This window comes from Variovorax soli NBRC 106424, from assembly GCF_001591385.1.
Taxonomy (GTDB): Bacteria; Pseudomonadota; Gammaproteobacteria; order Burkholderiales; family Burkholderiaceae_C; genus Variovorax; species Variovorax soli.
In genome coordinates, this window is record NZ_BCUU01000109.1 from 1 (window position 1) to 16,585 (window position 16,585).

Annotated in this window: 19 protein-coding genes; 13 read left to right on the plus strand and 6 right to left on the minus strand. The window is 68.5% G+C overall.

All coding sequences use genetic code 11. From position 1 onward, the window contains the following. Together VSO01S_RS22640 and VSO01S_RS27310 are read left to right on the plus strand one after the other, a co-directional pair. A partial coding sequence (locus tag VSO01S_RS22640) for a lytic transglycosylase domain-containing protein (RefSeq protein ID WP_153305379.1) occupies positions 1-514 on the plus strand: 514 nt, incomplete at its 5' end. Between the two features lie 204 nt (positions 515-718). Then, positions 719-1,420, plus strand: a complete 702-nt coding sequence (locus tag VSO01S_RS27310) for a hypothetical protein (protein ID WP_153305380.1) — start codon at positions 719-721, stop codon at positions 1,418-1,420. Positions 1,421-1,628: 208 nt separating this feature from the next. Here VSO01S_RS27310 and VSO01S_RS22645 read toward each other — a convergent pair whose 3' ends face one another. Genes VSO01S_RS22645 through VSO01S_RS22660 form a run of 4 tightly spaced genes read right to left on the minus strand, consistent with a single transcriptional unit; the run spans position 1,629 to position 4,328 of the window. Further along, positions 1,629-2,507 (minus strand): pirin family protein, encoded by an 879-nt coding sequence (locus tag VSO01S_RS22645; protein WP_068645052.1) that lies wholly within the window; start codon positions 2,505-2,507, stop codon positions 1,629-1,631. 38 nt (positions 2,508-2,545) lie between these two features. Continuing rightward, a complete protein-coding gene (locus tag VSO01S_RS22650; protein WP_068645053.1) occupies positions 2,546-3,100 on the minus strand; it encodes a flavodoxin family protein in 555 nt (184 codons plus the stop codon). A gap of 22 nt (positions 3,101-3,122) precedes the next feature. Then, positions 3,123-3,566, minus strand: a complete 444-nt coding sequence (locus tag VSO01S_RS22655) for a DoxX family protein (protein WP_068645054.1) — start codon at positions 3,564-3,566, stop codon at positions 3,123-3,125. Positions 3,567-3,626: 60 nt separating this feature from the next. Next, positions 3,627-4,328 carry a pirin family protein gene (locus VSO01S_RS22660; RefSeq protein WP_068645055.1) on the minus strand — a complete coding sequence of 234 codons (702 nt, stop codon included), beginning with the start codon at positions 4,326-4,328 and terminating at the stop codon, positions 3,627-3,629. Between the two features lie 430 nt (positions 4,329-4,758). Between VSO01S_RS22660 and VSO01S_RS22665 the strand changes: the two genes are divergently transcribed. From VSO01S_RS22665 to VSO01S_RS22700, 8 genes are all read left to right on the plus strand, one after another. Then, positions 4,759-5,715, plus strand: a complete 957-nt coding sequence (locus VSO01S_RS22665) for a LysR family transcriptional regulator (RefSeq protein WP_068645056.1) — start codon at positions 4,759-4,761, stop codon at positions 5,713-5,715. A gap of 86 nt (positions 5,716-5,801) precedes the next feature. Further along, on the plus strand, positions 5,802-6,875 hold the full coding sequence (locus tag VSO01S_RS22670; protein ID WP_084242047.1) for an NAD(P)/FAD-dependent oxidoreductase: 1,074 nt from the start codon (positions 5,802-5,804) through the stop codon (positions 6,873-6,875). Continuing rightward, complete coding sequence (gluQRS, locus tag VSO01S_RS22675) at positions 6,872-7,759, plus strand: tRNA glutamyl-Q(34) synthetase GluQRS (RefSeq protein WP_068645057.1); 888 nt, start codon at positions 6,872-6,874, stop codon at positions 7,757-7,759. Before VSO01S_RS22670 ends, gluQRS begins: the two co-directional genes overlap by 4 nt. A 52-nt stretch (positions 7,760-7,811) precedes the next feature. Continuing rightward, entirely contained in the window at positions 7,812-8,588 is a 777-nt protein-coding gene (gene trmB, locus VSO01S_RS22680; RefSeq protein ID WP_068645058.1) for a tRNA (guanosine(46)-N7)-methyltransferase TrmB, read from the plus strand. 69 nt (positions 8,589-8,657) lie between these two features. Further along, positions 8,658-9,806: an ABC transporter substrate-binding protein gene (locus tag VSO01S_RS22685; protein ID WP_068645067.1), complete on the plus strand. Its 1,149-nt coding sequence runs from the start codon at positions 8,658-8,660 to the stop codon at positions 9,804-9,806. 189 nt (positions 9,807-9,995) lie between these two features. Further along, positions 9,996-10,775 (plus strand): MHYT domain-containing protein, encoded by a 780-nt coding sequence (locus VSO01S_RS22690; protein ID WP_068645059.1) that lies wholly within the window; start codon positions 9,996-9,998, stop codon positions 10,773-10,775. Positions 10,776-11,004: 229 nt separating this feature from the next. Further along, complete coding sequence (locus tag VSO01S_RS22695; protein WP_068645060.1) at positions 11,005-11,382, plus strand: hypothetical protein; 378 nt, start codon at positions 11,005-11,007, stop codon at positions 11,380-11,382. A gap of 107 nt (positions 11,383-11,489) precedes the next feature. Then, positions 11,490-12,515, plus strand: coding sequence for a lysyl oxidase family protein (locus tag VSO01S_RS22700; RefSeq protein WP_068645061.1), 1,026 nt, complete (start codon positions 11,490-11,492; stop codon positions 12,513-12,515). 69 nt (positions 12,516-12,584) lie between these two features. Here the strand turns inward: VSO01S_RS22700 and VSO01S_RS22705 are convergent, their stop codons facing one another. Further along, positions 12,585-13,376, minus strand: coding sequence for a LuxR C-terminal-related transcriptional regulator (locus VSO01S_RS22705; RefSeq protein WP_084242049.1), 792 nt, complete (start codon positions 13,374-13,376; stop codon positions 12,585-12,587). Positions 13,377-13,666: 290 nt separating this feature from the next. On the opposite strand from VSO01S_RS22705, the gene VSO01S_RS22710 reads away from it, so the two are divergent. After that, a complete protein-coding gene (locus VSO01S_RS22710; protein WP_068645063.1) occupies positions 13,667-14,008 on the plus strand; it encodes a hypothetical protein in 342 nt (113 codons plus the stop codon). On the opposite strand, the gene VSO01S_RS22715 is transcribed toward VSO01S_RS22710, so the two are convergent. After that, on the minus strand, positions 14,005-15,279 hold the full coding sequence (locus VSO01S_RS22715; protein ID WP_068645064.1) for an SGNH/GDSL hydrolase family protein: 1,275 nt from the start codon (positions 15,277-15,279) through the stop codon (positions 14,005-14,007). The two genes, VSO01S_RS22710 and VSO01S_RS22715, sit on opposite strands and share 4 nt — an antisense overlap. A gap of 109 nt (positions 15,280-15,388) precedes the next feature. Between VSO01S_RS22715 and VSO01S_RS22720 the strand changes: the two genes are divergently transcribed. Beyond that, positions 15,389-16,270 (plus strand): LysR family transcriptional regulator, encoded by an 882-nt coding sequence (locus VSO01S_RS22720; RefSeq protein ID WP_068645065.1) that lies wholly within the window; start codon positions 15,389-15,391, stop codon positions 16,268-16,270. A gap of 127 nt (positions 16,271-16,397) precedes the next feature. Then, positions 16,398-16,585: DUF3348 family protein (locus VSO01S_RS26875; RefSeq protein ID WP_373282926.1), on the plus strand; the 188-nt coding region annotated here is incomplete at its 3' end.

The window sequence follows — 16,585 nt, forward strand, 5'->3', positions numbered from 1 at the left end:
GCCTGGCGCGGGTGGCGCAGCGGGCGCCGGCGAGGCACCCGCTGCGAGTGCGGCTCCGGGCGCCAACACCGTCAACGGCGTCGACATGACGCCCGGCGCCAACGGCGACATCTCGCCCAAGCAGGTGGCCGATGCCTACAGGAACGAGATCGAAGCAGCCTCGAAGGAAACCGGCATTCCGCCCGGCATCCTGGCCGGCCAGATCTGGCAGGAGTCGCGCGGCAAGCCCAACACCCCCGGGGGCGGCCTCATGCAGATCCAGCCTTCGGAGTTCCAGGCCTCCGGCGGCGGCGACATCAACAATGCCGCCGACAACATCATGGCGGGCGCCAAGTACATGCAGCAGATGCAGGAGAAGTATCCGGACATTCCGCTGGCACTGCGCGCCTACAACTCCGGCCCCAACGGCGTGGACCCGAGCAATCCGAATGCGATCCCTGCGGGCACCGGCGACGCGACCTACGTGACCAAGGTGCTCAAGGCCGCGGAGGAATCCGGTCTGCGCACTTCCTGAGCCGCAGCTTGCGGTTTCAAGACAAGGAGGCTTCGGCCTCCTTTTTTCTTGCTCGAGCAACTGCACGCGCACGACGCACGCGAGAACTGCATGGATGGCGCGCCGGGTTCGGCTTCCCATAGCTCGTTTCGCTTCGCGCCCCGCGCAGCCTCGACGCGGCTTTGACAATGACCTTGCCAATTTTGGTACACACAAGGAGGCCACATGACCACTGTTCAGAATTCGAGCTGGAACACGCCGATGCTGCAGCGCTTACCGCAACCCATGCGGGGCACCAATCCGTTTCAACGCGATGACTTCGTGCATCAGCAAATGGCGGACTTGATGCAGCAGGTGATGAAACAGATCCAGGCGGCGTTGCAGAACCCGAACGGCCAGAACCAGGGCCCTGGTGCACAAGGCCCCGGCACGCCAGGCGCTGGCGAGCAGGCACCGGGCGGCACCTGCTGCACGCCGGGTGGCGCGCAAGGTCCAGGTGCGGGTGGCCAGGCACCGGGCACCGAAGGCGCCAAGCCGGGCACCGGCGCAAACGGCTGCGGGCCATCGCAGCCCGAGTCCCCCGCCGCCGGCCCCACGCCCACCCCCACGCCGGGCGGCAACGGGCAATCTGACAACGGCTGCTGCCCCCCGCCGAACCAGGCGTCCCAGCGACCGGGCAACTGGGACCACCGGCCGTACACGCCGCCGGGCGCTGGCAACGGGAATCGCCCGACGCCCTTGCCGGCCCCCTGGGATGGTCAGCGTCCGTCGCCCATGCCCAGGCCCACGCCGATCCGCTGGGACCATGAGCAAGCTGGAGGACGCGGCGACAGCGCAGGCCGCGGCAACGCCGGCGCGGACCGGATCACTGCGCGCGAGTCTGCGGCGCTGCGGCTGCTCGCCCGGATGTTCGCGCGGTTGCAGTGATGGGCTGACGCGCGCCTGGCGCGTGCCAGGCAGCGCGATGTGAACGGCTTGCGATAGCGATAGTGCTTCCGGCCCGGCCTGCCTGCTAAGCGCCAGGTCGTGAAGCTCCGATTTGCCCCGCGGCCCGCCCCCCTGGGGTCCATGGGTGAAGAGGCGGCGCCTTCGATGCTCGGGCGCCCCCTCTTTTTTTTCGTCTTCGGCGCCGCAGCTAGCGGGTGAGCAGGCCCGCCGGCAGCGGAATGAACTCCGTCTCGCCCGGCACCTGTCCCATGCGCTTGGCTTCCCAGTCCTCGCCGGCCTGCAGGATGCGCTCGCGGCTGCTGGAGACGAAGTTCCAGGACATGAAGCGCGGCCCGTCGAGCGGATCGCCCCCGACGATGACAAAACGCACCGGCGCATCGCCCACGGCGCGCAACTGCACCGGTTTGTCGTCGGGCAGCAGCACCATCGAGAAAGGCGGCACCGCTTCGCCATCGAGTTCGATGGCGCCTTGCACCACATACAGCGCCTCTTCGCGCGCCAGCACCGGCAGCTCGATCCGGCCCGCGGCCGGCAGCGCCACATCGACGTACAGCGTGGGCGCGAAGGTCTTCACCGGCGAACGCACGCCGAAGGCTTCGCCGATCAGCACGCGGATGTCCGCACCCTGCTCCTTCACTTCCGGAATGGCCTCGGCACCGGTATGCGTGAAGCTGGGCTCGATTTCCTCGAACTCCTTGGGCAGCGCGGCCCACAACTGCAGCCCGTGGTTGACGTATTCGGCGTCCAGCAGCCGATCGGGCTTGCGCTCGGAGTGCACGATGCCGCGTCCGGCCGTCATCCAGTTGACCGCACCGGGGCGGATTTCCTGCTCGCTGCCGATGCTGTCGCGATGCATCATCGCGCCCTCGAACAGGTAGGTGACCGTCGCCAGGCCGATGTGCGGGTGCGGGCGCACGTCATGCTCGCGGCCCGGGTGTTCCTTGACCGGCCCCATGTGATCGAAGAAGACAAACGGCCCGACCGAGCGCTTGGTGGCCGCGGGCAGCAGCCGGCGCACCATGAAGCCGCCGCCGAGGTCCTTGTCGTGTGGCTTGAGAAATTCCATCGTGGACTCCGTTGATGAGTGTGTGTGTGGCCAGGGCCCTAGCGTGCGAGCTTGGCCGCTGCCGCCGCCACGCGCTCGCCCAGCACGCGGGCCGTTTCGAGATCGCCCTTGGCCATTTCGGAGGAGCTGGCATCGGTGGGCGAGGTCGCGAGCGCGCCAGCATAGCCCCCCACGAAATTCGGCGAGTTGCGCGTGGCCGCCTTGTCGTTCGAAGGCAGCATGCCCAGCCCGATCCACAGGCCGCCGTGCTGCATGGCCAGCGTCCAGAAGTACTGGATGGTGGCGAACTTGTCGCCGTTCATGGCCGCGCTGTTGGTGAAGCCGGCAAAGAGCTTGTCCTTCCAGGCCTGCACGTACCAGGGCTTGGACGACGCGTCCGCAAACTTCTTGAACTGCCAGCTGGGCCCGCCCATGTAGGTGGGCGCGCCAAAGACAATGGCGCGGGCCGCCGCAATCGCTTCCCAGCCGCCGGCGGGCAAGTTGCCGTCGGCGTCGATGGGAATCAGCTGGGCGTCCGCGCCATCGGCCACCGCCTGCGCCATGCGCTGCGTGTGGCCGTAACCGGAATGGAAAACTACGACGATGTCAGACATCGGCCGAGTTTCCCATTGCTGCTCACTTCTTGTCGATGGACAGGCGGCCGGGGCCGAAGGCAGCCAGGGCCAGCAGGCCACCCACGATGGCGATGTTCTTGGTGAACAGCAGCGTGGCGACCATCTTCATCGCTTCGGGCGCGGCCCAGTAGGCGTGGAAGAAGAACGAGGCGACCAGCGTGAACACGGCCAGCACGATCGCGGCGATGCGGGTCTTGTAGCCCAGCAGCAGCGCGATGCCGGCACCCAGCTCCACGATGATGGCGATGACCGCGCCCAGCGCCGGCAGCGGCAGCCCCACCGAGCTGATGTAGCCGACGGTGCCCGCAAACCCCATCACCTTGCCGAAGCCGGCCGGGATGAACATGTAGGCCACCAGGATGCGGCCGATCAGGGCGAGCACGTCGCTGCCGGGCAGCGTGCCGGCGTCATTGCGGTTGGCGGTAGCGGTGATCGAGTTGGACATGATGAAAAAACTCCTCGGTTGAAAAAATTGAAGGAATGAAAAAGACCGGAAGAAGGCGCTTCAGGGCTGGAGATCGAACACCAGCACTTCGGCGTCCTTGGCCGAAGCAAGACGCAGCTGTGATTCGCCTTCGATCTTGGCGGCGTCGCCACCGCTGAGCTTCTGGCCGTTCACTTCGAGTTCTCCGCGCACCAGGTGCACGTAGGTCTTGCGTTCCTTGTCGAGCGCCAGCACGGCTTCCTCGGCGCCGTCGAACAGGCCCGCGTACAGGCGTGCATCGGCGTGGATGAGCACCGAGCCGTCGGCACCGTCGGGCGAGGCCACCAGGCGCAGCTTGCCGCGCTTCTCGTCCGCGCCGAAGCTCTTCTGCTCGTAGCCGGGCTCGATGCCCTTCACGTTCGGCTCGATCCAGATCTGCAGGAAGTGCGTGGTCTGGTCGGTCTTGTGGTTGAACTCGCTGTGCATCACGCCGCGGCCGGCGCTCATGCGCTGGACGTCGCCGGGCGGAATGGATTCCACGTTGCCCATGCTGTCCTTGTGCGCCAGCTCGCCCGACAGCACGTAGCTGATGATCTCCATGTCGCGGTGCCCGTGCGTGCCGAAGCCGGCACCGGCCGCCACGCGGTCCTCGTTGATGACGCGCAGGTTGCCGAAGCCCATGTGGGCCGGGTCGAAGTAGCCGGCAAAGGAAAAGCTGTGGTACGAGCGCAGCCAGCCGTGGTCGGCATAGCCGCGTTCCTGTGATCTGCGAATTTGAAGCATGTTTTTCACTCCTTGCCCGGCAGGCGCTCAAGCCCCGGGCTCTCTCGTAGGCCGCGCCGTATGCGCAGCGGATGTGTGTAACTTTAGGGAAGGCGACGGGGCTCGCGAGTGCCGGGTTTTGAAGGCATCATTCAAATAATTTGAATGACTAGGGCCTGTTAACACTATGCAAGGGGTCGCGAAGCTCATCACAGCCCGCCCATCAAGGCGCGCGACGCCGTGCGTGCGTCCGCACGCACAAGGAGCGCAACGCCGAGGGGTGGGCTGTGATGAGCTTCCCTTCGGGTTGCCTCGCAAAGGGGCCGTCTGCGGCGTTGCCCGCGCTTGCAAGGCATCAGCCTTGCTGCGCGCGGGCGCCTTGCATCCAGCCCCTTTGCGAGGCAACGCGATCCCCTTGCATAGTGTTAACAGGCCCTAGCGTGACCCACCGATGACCACCGCCCGCGACGCCCTCACCCCCGACGCCCTGGCCATGCTGCAGGCCGTGGCCCAGTACGGCAGCTTTGCCGGCGCCGCCCGCGCGCTGAACCTGGTGCCCAGCGCCCTGTCGTACCGCATCCGCCAGATCGAGGACGCGCTGGACGTGCTGCTGTTCGACCGCAGCGCCCGGCAGGCCCGCATCACCGCGGCCGGCGCCGAGCTGCTGCGCGAGGGCGCCTGGCTGCTCGGCGAGATCGACGCGGTGGCCAACCGCGTTCGCCGCGTGGCCACCGGCTGGGAAGCGCAGCTGACCATTGCGCTGGACACGGTGATCGCCCGCGACCCGGTGCTGGAGCTGGTGGGCGCCTTCTATGCCCTGAACCCGCCCACCCGCCTGAAGCTGCTGGACGAAACCCTGCTGGGCACCGCCCAGAGCCTGACCAGCGGCCAGGCCGACCTGGCCATCGGCACGGTGGTGGGCGCGGCGGGGCTGGCCTTTACCGCCACGGCCATCCGCAGCTGCCTGCTGGGCGAGCTGCAGTTCATCTACTGCGTCGCGCCCCATCATCCGCTGGCCAAGGTCGGCAAGCCGCTGAGCGACGAAGTGCTTCGCCAGCACCGCGCCGTGGCTGCGGCCGATTCGTCCCGCACCGGCGAGCGCATGACGGTGAACCTGGTCACCGGCCAGGACGTGCTCACCGTGCCCAGCATGCAGGCCAAGCTCGCCGCCCAGCTGCACGGATTGGGCGGCGGCTTTCTTCCCGAACCGATGGCGCGGCCCTACATCGATGCCGGCCACCTGGTGGAGTGCAAGACCGAGCGCGCGCCGCCGCGCGGCCAGATGCACTGCGCCTGGCGCATGCCGGCCAGCGGCAAGCCGGGGCATGCGCTGCAATGGTGGCTGGAGCGTTTCGAGCACGAAGGTACTCGCCGCGCACTCCTGGAAAACCATCGAAGCTTCCGATGAGCGCATTGCCGCGCCGCGACAAGCCCGCGGGCGGTTAGAGTCCGTCGACCGTCACGCATTCCAAACCCGACAACCGAGACAAGCCCATGAGCCTTCGCGCCACCGCCAAGAAACGCAGCCGTCCGGCGACATCCTCCAGCCGGCACTTCGCCATCGTCGGTGCCGGCATTGCCGGCGTGGCCTGCGCCCGCACGCTGGTGCAGGCCGGCCACCGCGTCACGGTGTTCGAGTGGAACCGGCAGCCGGGCGGGCGCATGGCCAGCGAGCCGACGCCCTTCGGCAGCTTCGACAGCGGCGCCCAGTACTTCACCGTGCGCGACCCGCGCTTCATGCGCGTGCTGCAGACCACCCCCGAGCTGTGCCGGCCCTGGAGCGCCAACGCCGTGCGCGTGCTCGATGCGCACGGCCGCGTGGCCGAGGCCGCCCTGCCCCGGCTGGAGCCCCATTTCGTGGCCCAGCCCGGCATGAACGCACTGGTGGCCTACTGGGCCAAGCCGCTGGGCGATGCGCTGATCACCGGCGTGCAGGTCACCCGGATCGAGCGCGACGCGCTCGACAACGCACGCTGGCAGCTGCGCACCGAATCGGACGACGGCTCGGTGCATGTGCATTCCGGCTTCGACGCCGTGCTGCTGGCCACGCCGCCCAACCCGGCGCGGCGCCTGCTGGCCTCGCACTCGCCGGCGCTCGCCGAGCAGTTGGCAGCGGTGAAGGTGGCGCCCTGCTGGACGCTGATGCTCGCCTTTCCCAACGCCAACCAGCCCACCCTGTCGCACCTGGGCCCGCAGTGGAACGCGGCGCGCAGCACCCATCACCGTGTGGCCTGGCTGGCGCGCGAATCCTCCAAGCCGGGGCGCCAGACCATCGAGCGCTGGACCCTGCAGGCCAGCCCCGACTGGTCGCAGGAGCACCTGAAAGACGATGCAACGCGCGTGCAGGCCAAGCTGCTGCGCGCCTTTGCCGAAGTCACCGGCATCCGCGCCGAGCCCGCCTACGCGCACACGCGCTGCTGGCCCGAGGCGCAGACCCTGGTGCCGGCCGGCAAGCCGCACCTGTGGGACGCCGGGTCCGGGCTCGGTGCCGCCGGCGACTGGTGCACCGGCCACCGGGTGGAGGAAGCCTTCCTCTCGGGCCTGTCCCTGGCCCTGGCCGTGCATTGACCGTCGTCGGCCGCTTCGCACCCTCGCCCACCGGCCCCCTGCATGCCGGCTCCCTGGTCGCCGCGCTGGCCAGCTGGCTGGATGTGCGCGCACGCGCCACGCAGGCGCGCTGGCTGGTGCGCATCGAGGATGCGGACACCGAGCGCTGCCAGAGCGGCATGGGCGAGCTGATCCTGCAGCAACTGGCCGCCTGCGGCCTGCTGCCCGACGAAGCGCCCGTCTGGCAGACCCGGCGCACCGCCCTGTATGACGCCGCGCTTTCGCAGTTGCAGCAGGCGGGCCTGGCCTACCCCTGCGGCTGTACCCGCAAGGAAATCGACGAGGCCCTGGCGCGCCAGGGTGTGGCGCACACCCGGCACGGCGAACGCGTCTACCCCGGCACCTGCCGCGACGGCCTGCACGGCAAGAAGGCCCGCGCCTGGCGTTTTGCCGCCACCAAGTTCCAGGGCGCGAGCGGGCCGCTGCGCTGGACCGACCGCCGGCTGGGCGAACAGCAGCAGGACGTGGCGAGCGAGGTCGGCGACTTCGTGCTCAAGCGCGCCGACGGCCCCTGGGCCTACCAGCTGGCCGTGGTGGTGGACGACGCGCAGCAGGGCATCACCGACGTGGTGCGCGGCGAAGACCTGGCCGACAACACCGCCCGCCAGATCCTGCTTCAGCGCGCGCTGGGCCTGCCCACGCCGCGCTACCTGCACACTCCGCTGGTGCTGGCGGCCGACGGCAACAAGCTGTCCAAGCAGAACGGCGCCGCCGCGATCGATACCGGCTCGCCAGAGGCGGCGCAGGCCGAGCTGGCAGCGGCCGCCAGGGTGCTGGGCCTGTCGGGCGACGACCGGGCCGCCTGGGTGGCGCAGTGGCGCGCGCTCTACCCCGACGCGCGCTGATTCACCCCGCCGCGCCGGCCGGCGGCAGGCATTCCCTAAAATTCCGCTCCTGATGATTCCCCCCCGCGACACCGATCCGGCGCCCCTCCCCGAAGGCGCGCCCCAAGAAGACGCTCCCGCAGCGCCCGAAGAAGAAGCCAAGCCGCATCCGCTGCACCGCCGCCTGAAGAGCTTCGTCAAGCGCGGAGGCCGCACCACCGAGGGCCAGGCTCGCGCCTACGAGCTCTACGGCCCGAAATTCCTGCTCCCCTACCAGCCCGAGCGACTGGACCTGGCTGCCGCCTTCGGCCGCCAGGCGCCCACGGTGCTGGAGATCGGCTTCGGCATGGGCGAGGCCACCGCCCACATCGCCGGCCTCATGCCCGAGACCAACTTCCTGTGTTGCGAGGTGCACGAGCCCGGCGTGGGCGCGCTGCTCAAGCGCATCGGCGAGCAAAGCCTGGGCAACATCCGCATCTGCGCGCATGACGCGGTGGACGTGATCGACCACATGCTCGCCTCCGGCGTGCTGGCGGGTGTGCACATCTTCTTTCCCGACCCCTGGCACAAGCTGCGGCACAACAAGCGCCGCCTGATCCAGGGCCCGCTGGTGAAGAAGCTGGCCGACCGCCTCGCGCCCGGCGGCTACCTGCACTGCGCCACCGACTGGCAGCCCTATGCCGAGCAGATGGTGCAGGTGCTGCGCGCCGAACCCCTGCTGCGCATCAGCCCCGACGCCTCGCCCGAGGGCTATGCGCCCAAGCCCCACTACCGCCCCCTGACCAAGTTCGAGAACCGGGGCATCAAGCTCGGACACGGCGTTTACGACGTTTTGTTCACGAAAACCTGACCCGGCTTTCGCGCCCTGGCATCACCTTTGCGTAGTATGTAAAGGTTACAAAATGTCATGGAGCGCACGATGGTCACCACTCGCCGAAAGCTGCTGATCAACGCCGGCGCAGGCTTCGGCCTGGGCGTGCTGGGCGCCGGCTGGCACAGCGCAACACGGGCGGCGCCCGGGGCCCGCAAGCTGGTGATGGGCCAGTCGGTGCCGCTCACCGGCGCCGCCAGCGAAATCGGCCTGGCCTTCGCCGCCGGTGCCAAGCTCTACGTGGACGCCTTCAACGAAAAGAAGGACGCACCGCTGGAACTGGAGCTGCGCCAGCTGGACGACGGCTACGACGCCGCCCGCGCCGCCGCCAATGCCCGGAAGCTGCTGGCCGATGGTGCCGACCTGCTCTTCGGCTTTGTCGGCACCGCCAGCAGCACCGCCGCCGCCAATGTCGCGAAGGAACAAGGCGCCGTGCTGCTGGCTCCCTTCGCCGCCGCGGACAACCTGCGCGAAGCCGCCTACCCCCAGGTCTTCCATGTACGCCCCAGCATGGCGGACGAGGCCTTCAAGATGGTGCAGCACGCAGCCACCATCGGCCACAACCGGATCGCGGTGCTCGGCGAAGACGACGCCATGGGCCGCGCCGGCCTGGCCGCCGTCGAAATGGCGTTGAAGGAGCTGAAGATGCCCCCGCCGGTGGCCAGCGCCTTCGTGCCCACCAACAGCACCAAGGTGGACGCCGCCGTGGCCGCCATCGGTGCGCAAAAGCCGCAGGTGGTCATCCAGGCCTCGCTGTTCAACACGACGGCCGCCTTCATCCGCGCCATGCGCAAGAGCGGCTATGCGGGCCTCTTCATGAACTTCTCGATGGTGGGCATGGACCCGCTGTTCGTCGCGCTCGGCAAGGACATCCGCGGCGTGGTGATCAGCCAGGTGGTGCCCTCGCCGCGCAGCGCGGCCACGCCGATCGTGCGCGAGTACCTGGCGGCCATCGACAACTCCGACCAGGCGCCCAGCTACGAAAGCCTGGAAGGCTTCATTGCCGCCAAGGCCCTGGGCGAGGCCGTGCGGCGAAACGGCCCCGGGCTCAACAAGGCCGGCATGCAGAAGGCGCTGGGCAGCCTGGGCGACCTCGACGTGGGCGGCTGGCGGCTGCGCCTGCGCGCCGGCGTGCACGACTCGGCCTGGGCCATCGACCTGGTGACCGTCACGGCCGACGGGCGGGTCATCCGCTAGCCCACGAATACGCGAGTACACATTTGGATAAATCGCAACGCCGCGAGCGGCAAATGCGGCCGGTCCCCCCGTTGTTTTTCGGAGTTTCGAATCTGGCGACCCTAGACTAGGCACGTGCTCCCTGAAGTGCCCTTTTCACGTTGAGTGCCGCAGACTGGGACTGACTTCTGTGTTGAAAGGAATGCGCGCATGCCCGACCCGATCATCATTGGCCAGGTACTGACGCCCCAGTACTCGCCGGGCCTGGTTGCCCTGTCCTACCTCGTGTCGTTCGCCGGTTCGCTGACGGCCATCATGTGCGCCAGCCGCATGCTGCATGCGAACGGCCTGGCCAGGTTCTCCATGCTGGCCTGCGCCGCGGTGGCGCTGGGCGGCATCGGCATCTGGTCCATGCACTTCATCGGCATGCTGGCCTACGAACTGCCGGTGCCCATCGCCTACGAGCCGCTGCTCACCAGCGGGTCACTCGTGGCGGCCGTGCTGATCTCGGGCATTGCGCTGTACCTCGCGGGCGGCCGGCGCAAGTTCAGCCAGCCCGGCTGGATCGCCGCGAGCGTGCTGGCGGGCCTGGGCATCTGCGTGATGCACTACATGGGCATGTACGCCATGCAGCTGAGCGCCGCCATGGAAATGGACCTGCGCGTCATGGCCGCGTCGATGGGCATTGCCGTCACGGCCGCGGCGGCGGCCCTGTGGCTGGCGTTCCATACCACCAGCCTGGCGCGGCAGACGATCTCGGCCGCCGTGATGGCGCTGGCGGTGTGCGCCATGCATTACGTGGGCATGCGTGCGGCCACGATGATCTGCACCGCGCCGGTCGCAACGCAAGGCCTGACGCTCAGCGAAACGGACCTCGTGATGGTGGTGTTCAGCGTCATCGGCATGGTGCTCGTGTCCATCTACTGGCTGGTGACCGACGTGGACATCGACGCCATCCGCAAGCGCATGGCGATGCCCCGGCGCGGCTGAGGCGCGCCCTCCTTTCATTCCCCTTTCGTGGAATAGTGCGTAGTACAAAAAGCTGACATCGTGGTGGCGCCAGGACGGCTTCGCGTCAAGGAATTGGCGAGGCGGTCTTGGTGACCATGCGTGGCAGCCGCATCCGCTGTCGCTTGCTTCCGCCACGGTGCCACCGCCCCGCTCGAATGCGGCAAATCGAGGGCAGCCGGCATGGCGGGGGCCCCACGAGGAGGTAAGCATGAAGAAGAAGCAGTACTTGTTCCTGCCAGTGGCCATGGCGCTGAGCTTCTATGGCGGAACATCCCTTGCGGCGCAGCTGGACAACCTGAACGGGCAGACCTGCGGGACCAACAGCGGCACGTGGCACTTCGTCAACAACCAGACCGGCGGCGCCGCCGCGGGCACGCTCACCGCCGGCTGGTCATCGGGCAACACCTGCGTCGTCGGCGCCTCGAAGGTGCTGGGGAACACCCAGCACTTCTACTGCACGGCAACGGGCACGCTGGCCAGCGCCTCGACCAACCTGCCTGGCAGGCTGGTGCTCTCGGACTACACCTGCGAGGACATCAAGGAGCCGCCCTGCGATCCGAAGAAGGACCCTGACTGCAAGAAGTGACGGGGCCGGCCCCGCGCGGTCCTGCAGGTCGCCGCATGTGCGCCTGCGGTTCGCGCGGGCCCTCGCCTCATCTGGATTTGTTCCTCGAAACCTGGAAGGCCACGCCGATGAGCACGAACTTCTTTCAACTACGGTCTCTCGCCCCTGGCGCGCTGGCGGCCGGCGTCCTGGCATTCACCACCGGCGCCATCGCCCAGAGCGTCGTCGACCGGCCGCCCAACCTGAAGCCGCTGCCCGCCTCCAACCTCTCGCTCGTGGCCGACACCGCCGGCAATTCGACCCTGCGCTTCGACACCACCAGCTGGAACAAGGGCACCGGGCCGCTTCAGCTCGAGGCAGGACCTGTCGATACCGGCTCGGGCAAGCAGCAGGTGTTCCAGCGCGTGTCCCTCAGCGACGGCACGTCGTTCCTGCGGCTCGCGGGCTATTTCGAATGGCACCCCGCCCACAACCACTTCCATTTCGACGACTACGCGCTGTACACGCTGCAGCCCGTCAACGCACCCGGCGGCTCGGAGCGCACCGGCAGCAAGACGACCTTCTGCGTGATGGACACCACCAAGATCGACACGAGCCTGCCCGGCGCGCCCGGACAGGCCGTGTACAGCACCTGCGGCCGGACCATCCAGGGCATGTCGGTCGGCTGGGGCGACACCTACGGCGCGCATCTCGCCGGCCAGGAAATCGACTTCACCGGCAATGCGGACGGCATGTACCAGCTGAAGATCGAGATCGACCCGAAGAAGGTGATCATCGAATCCGACGAGACCGACAACGTCTCATGCGCGCTGATCAGCATCAAGAAGCCCAATACCGTCACGGTGCTGGACAGCAGCGGAAGCTGCTCCACCGCGGTGTCGATTTCGCCGAACACGGCGCAGGTCGGGTCGACCGTCCAGGTCACCATCACCGGCTACGGATTCACGGACGGTATGTCGGTGACCTTCGAAGGCGGCAACGGTCCGCGGCCGATCGCGAGCAACGTCCGCCTGGCCAGCGACACCGCGACGCTCGACATGATCACCGCGACCGTCACGGTGCCACCGAAGAAGCGCGGCGGCAGGAACCCGGTGTGGGATGTTCGCGTCGGCTCGGGCGGCGTGCTGCCCAATGCGTTCACCGTGACGGACTGACGGCTTGGCGGGCCCGGTGCGCAGACCTTTTCTGCGCACCGGCCACCGCAGCGATTGCGACCTCGGGCGCTACGCCGAGACCGATGGCGGACGCAGCGCCACCAGTGCGCGCCGGCGCACCCCGAGCTTGCGAAACACGCTTTGCAGGTGCTTCTTGACCGTGTCTTCCACGACGCCCAGTTGATTGGCGATTTCCTTGTTGGTGTAGCCGCCGCGCAGCAGCTCGGCAATCTGCTGTTCGCGCTGCGTCAGCATGCTGCCGCCCAGGCCCGCCTGCGGCGGCTCGGCTGCGGCAGGCCTCGCAGAAGCCTGCAACAGGTGGGCGATGGCATTGGCCAGTGCGGCGCACGACAACCAGAGCTCGCCCCGGCTGACGGCACGAATGGACTGCAGGCCCGCTTCGGGCGGGCAGTTGTTGAGCAGGAAGCCATGGAAGCGATAGCGCAGCACGTCGATGACCAGGCCATCGCACAGCTCATCCGACAGCAGGAGGACGCGGGTGCGCTGAAACAGGGAACGCACCGCCTGCGTGGATGCGCCATCCAGCCGATCGAGCATCGCCTTGTCGAGCAGCAGCACGGCTGGCAGTGTCCGCTCGATGCAGTCGCTCAGGCGCGCAGGCCCGGTCGGTGACTCGGCATGCAATTCGATGCCGGGCTCGTGCATGAGCCTGGCCAACCACGCCAGCAGCAAGGCCTTGCGGTCGGAGACGATCATCACCGTGATGGCGCAAGCCACCTTGTCGCCCGCTCGCCCATGCGCCGCCTCTGCATACGAGACCTCGCATCGCGCCATTCCGTGCCCGGCACACGCGTCATTCCCGCGCAGCCCGCTGCCGCACGGCGGATTGAACTCCGTCATGTCTGCGCGTGGTGCCAACGGCCTGCTGCGCTTGTTGTTTCTTCCATCGTGGACCCTCCGCACCGAGCGCCCGGACGACGCCAGGCGCTCGATCAACCAACCCCTCCAGTCCCAGAGGCTACGCTGCAAACTATTGTTTCACCATAGGCACTTTGTCATAGGTGCGTGGGACTCATGCGCCCGCTGGACAGTCGCCGCACGGGCCCGGTTCCGGCGCATTCCCCTTTTGTGGAATGGCGTGCGCTGCCCGAAGCTGCCATGGTGGGCATTTCGCCAACTTCCGAATCGTCATGAGGCTGAGACAAGGTGCAGCGCGCCTGGCGCTCGCAGGGCTTTGCCTGGCGGCCATGCCGGCTGGGCTGCTTGCCGCCGAAGCCGGGGCATCGCCTTCCTTCGAAAACCGCGCGCTCGACGCCGAATCGACGAGCGAGGGCGGCGCGCTGTACAGCCCGTTCAGTACCGGTACGCAGACTTCGGCTCAATCGACCACAGCTGCCGAGCAATCCGCGTCGACGCCAGCGCAGGTGCAAGGCACAGACGATGGATCAGCCGGCCTCGTGGCGACATCGGTCACCGTGCTGCTTGCCGCAGGCGGCCTGGCCATGCTCGTTCGCCTTCTCGTCGCAAGCTAGTCCAGGCGGCTGGCCGCCAACTCTCGGATATCGATCGCCCGGGCCATCGCCTCGTAGCCCGCATCGTTCGGATGCAGGTGGTCGCCCGAGTCGTACGCGGGGCGCAGGCGCGACGGTCTCGACGGATCGCGCAGTTCCCTGTCGAAGTCCACCACCGCATCGAACGCGCCGGCGCTGCGGATCCACGTGTTCAGGGCCTGCCGCACCGCCTCCTTGGCCGGGCTGTAGTGGCCTTCCAGCGGCGTGCCCTGCAGCGCCCCCTCGAAAGGCGGCAGCGTGGCGCCGACGACGCGCACGCCCTGCGCATGCGCCTGCGCCACCAACTGCCGCAGGCCCCGGGTGAGTTCGTCCACGGTCGGCACCGTCTCGCCCGGCGCAAACGGGCCGCCCGGCCAGCCGATGTCATTGGTGCCCAGCAGCACGATCACCGCGCCGATGCCGGGTTGCTGCAGCACATCCTTGCCCAGCCGCCCCAGGCCGCTTTCGCCCATGCCGGGCCGCAGCAGCCTGTTACCCGAAATGCCCGCGTTCAGCACCGCGACGCCGCTTGTCGCCAGCCGGCGTGCAAGGAAGTCGGGCCAGCGCCTGTCTGCGCCGGGCGTTGCACCGTTGCCGTCGGTGATGGAGTCGCCCAGCGCCACCACCGCTTTCGGCCTGGCCGGGGATTCCACCAGCACCGACGACAGGAAGGCGCGGGTGCTGAAGACCTGGGCATCGGGCGGTGCTGCCTCGCCTGAGCCCTCGCCGGCCCGGTTGCCGGCAAGAACAAGCGTGCGGTCCCTCGCATCCCAATGGAAGCCGCCGATGCGCGTGCGCTGCGGCAGGTACAGGTCGACCTGCACCCGCGAACCGGCCGCCACCGGCAGGTCGATGGGGTCGCTCAGCGCCCTGGCACCGGGGCCGACAACCACGCCGTCCTGCCCCTCGAAGCGCACCGGCGCGCCGCGGCCGCCCGTTCCCAGCGTGGCCGCATGTGCCTGACCGATCTTCAGCGCCTGGTTGCTAAACTGGTTGTCCACCACGATGCGGATGCGTTCGCCGCCGATGCTGGTGCGCAGGAACTGTCGCAGGGTGCTGTTGTCCAGCGCCTCGGGCATGCCCAGCGGCAGCACGAAGTCGCGCGCCCACGGCGGCTCTGCCGGCGCGATCCAGGTGGCGGCCCAATGGTGTTCCGGTTCGGCCCGCTGCGGCCCCACGGGCTGTGCGCTGGCGAAGGCCATGGCCGCGGCGAGCAAGGGCGCCAGGGCGGCGGTTGTGAGTCTGGAATTCATGGGCGTCGATCCTTGGGTTCGAAAGAGAAGGCTCGACTTTTCTCCATTCCTGATTCTTTTCATAGAAGGCAGAATGGAAGAGCAACCCATCGAAATTGGAATACCCTCAATGGATCGACTCAAGGCCATGAACGCGTTCGTGCGCGCGGTGGACCTGGGCAGCCTGTCGGCTGCCGCGCGCGAACTGCACACCACGCAGCCCACCGTCAGCAAGCTGGTCGCCGCGCTGGAGCATTCGGTGGGCGCACGACTGCTGGAGCGCACCAGCACCCGCGTGGCGGCCACGGACGAGGGCCTGCGCTTTCTCGACAGCGCCAGGCGGCTGCTCGAGGACTACGAGGAAGCGGTGGGCGAACTCACGCAGCGCACGCGCGAACCGCGCGGCCTGGTGCGCATCTCGGCCCCGGTCGCGCTGGGCGAGCTGCGCCTGAACCGCCTGATGCTCCAGGCCATGGCGCGCCATCCGCAGTTGCAGGTGACCCTGCTGCTGGACGACCGCTTCATCGACCCGGTGCAGGAGCGCATCGACCTGGCCGTTCGCATCGGCGGCGTGCTGCCGCCCGACCGGGTGGCGCAGCCCCTCGCGACGTGGCCGCGCTATCTGGTGGCTTCGCCCGGCTATGTGGAGAACCGAGGCCAGCCGCACGCCCCGCAAGACCTGGCCCGGCACGACTATCTGCGCTATGCCAGCCCCGAAGACACCGTCACGCTCGACGGGCCCGAGGGCCCGGCCCGGGTCGAGCTGGCGGCCCGGTACCGCGTCAACAGCGCCGTCGCCATGCTCGAGGCGGTGCAGGCCGGCGCCGGCATTGCGCTGCAGCCCAGCTGGATGGTGGACGAGCTGCTTCGCACCGGTGCGCTGGTGCGCGTGCTGCCGCGCTGGACCGGCCCGGCGCAGAAGGCGCACCTGGTCCACGCGCCGCGGCGCCGCCAGCCCATGCGCGTGCAGGCCATCCAGGAACTGCTGCTGGCGGCCGTGCCCGGTTGGTAATGACTGTGTAACGGCCCCCGGCGAGCCCACCCGGCGGTGTAGACTGCCTGGTTTTCTTCCCCCTGGCTGTAAGCTGAAAGTGTCACAACAGCGACGCACAGACTTCACCGGCCCGGCGCTGATTCGCTTGCTCGCCCGCCTCACCGAGGCCGAGCCCCCCGGATCCCAACAAGCTTTCGCGGATCGACTGAGCCAATGGCTCGGCTGGACCGACGCCATATCGCTCTCGGCAGCACTGAATGGCGGCGGACCCGCGCAGGCCACCGCGCCGCTGGCCGATGCACGCCCCTCCCCGGCCCACGCCGAGGCGGCGGG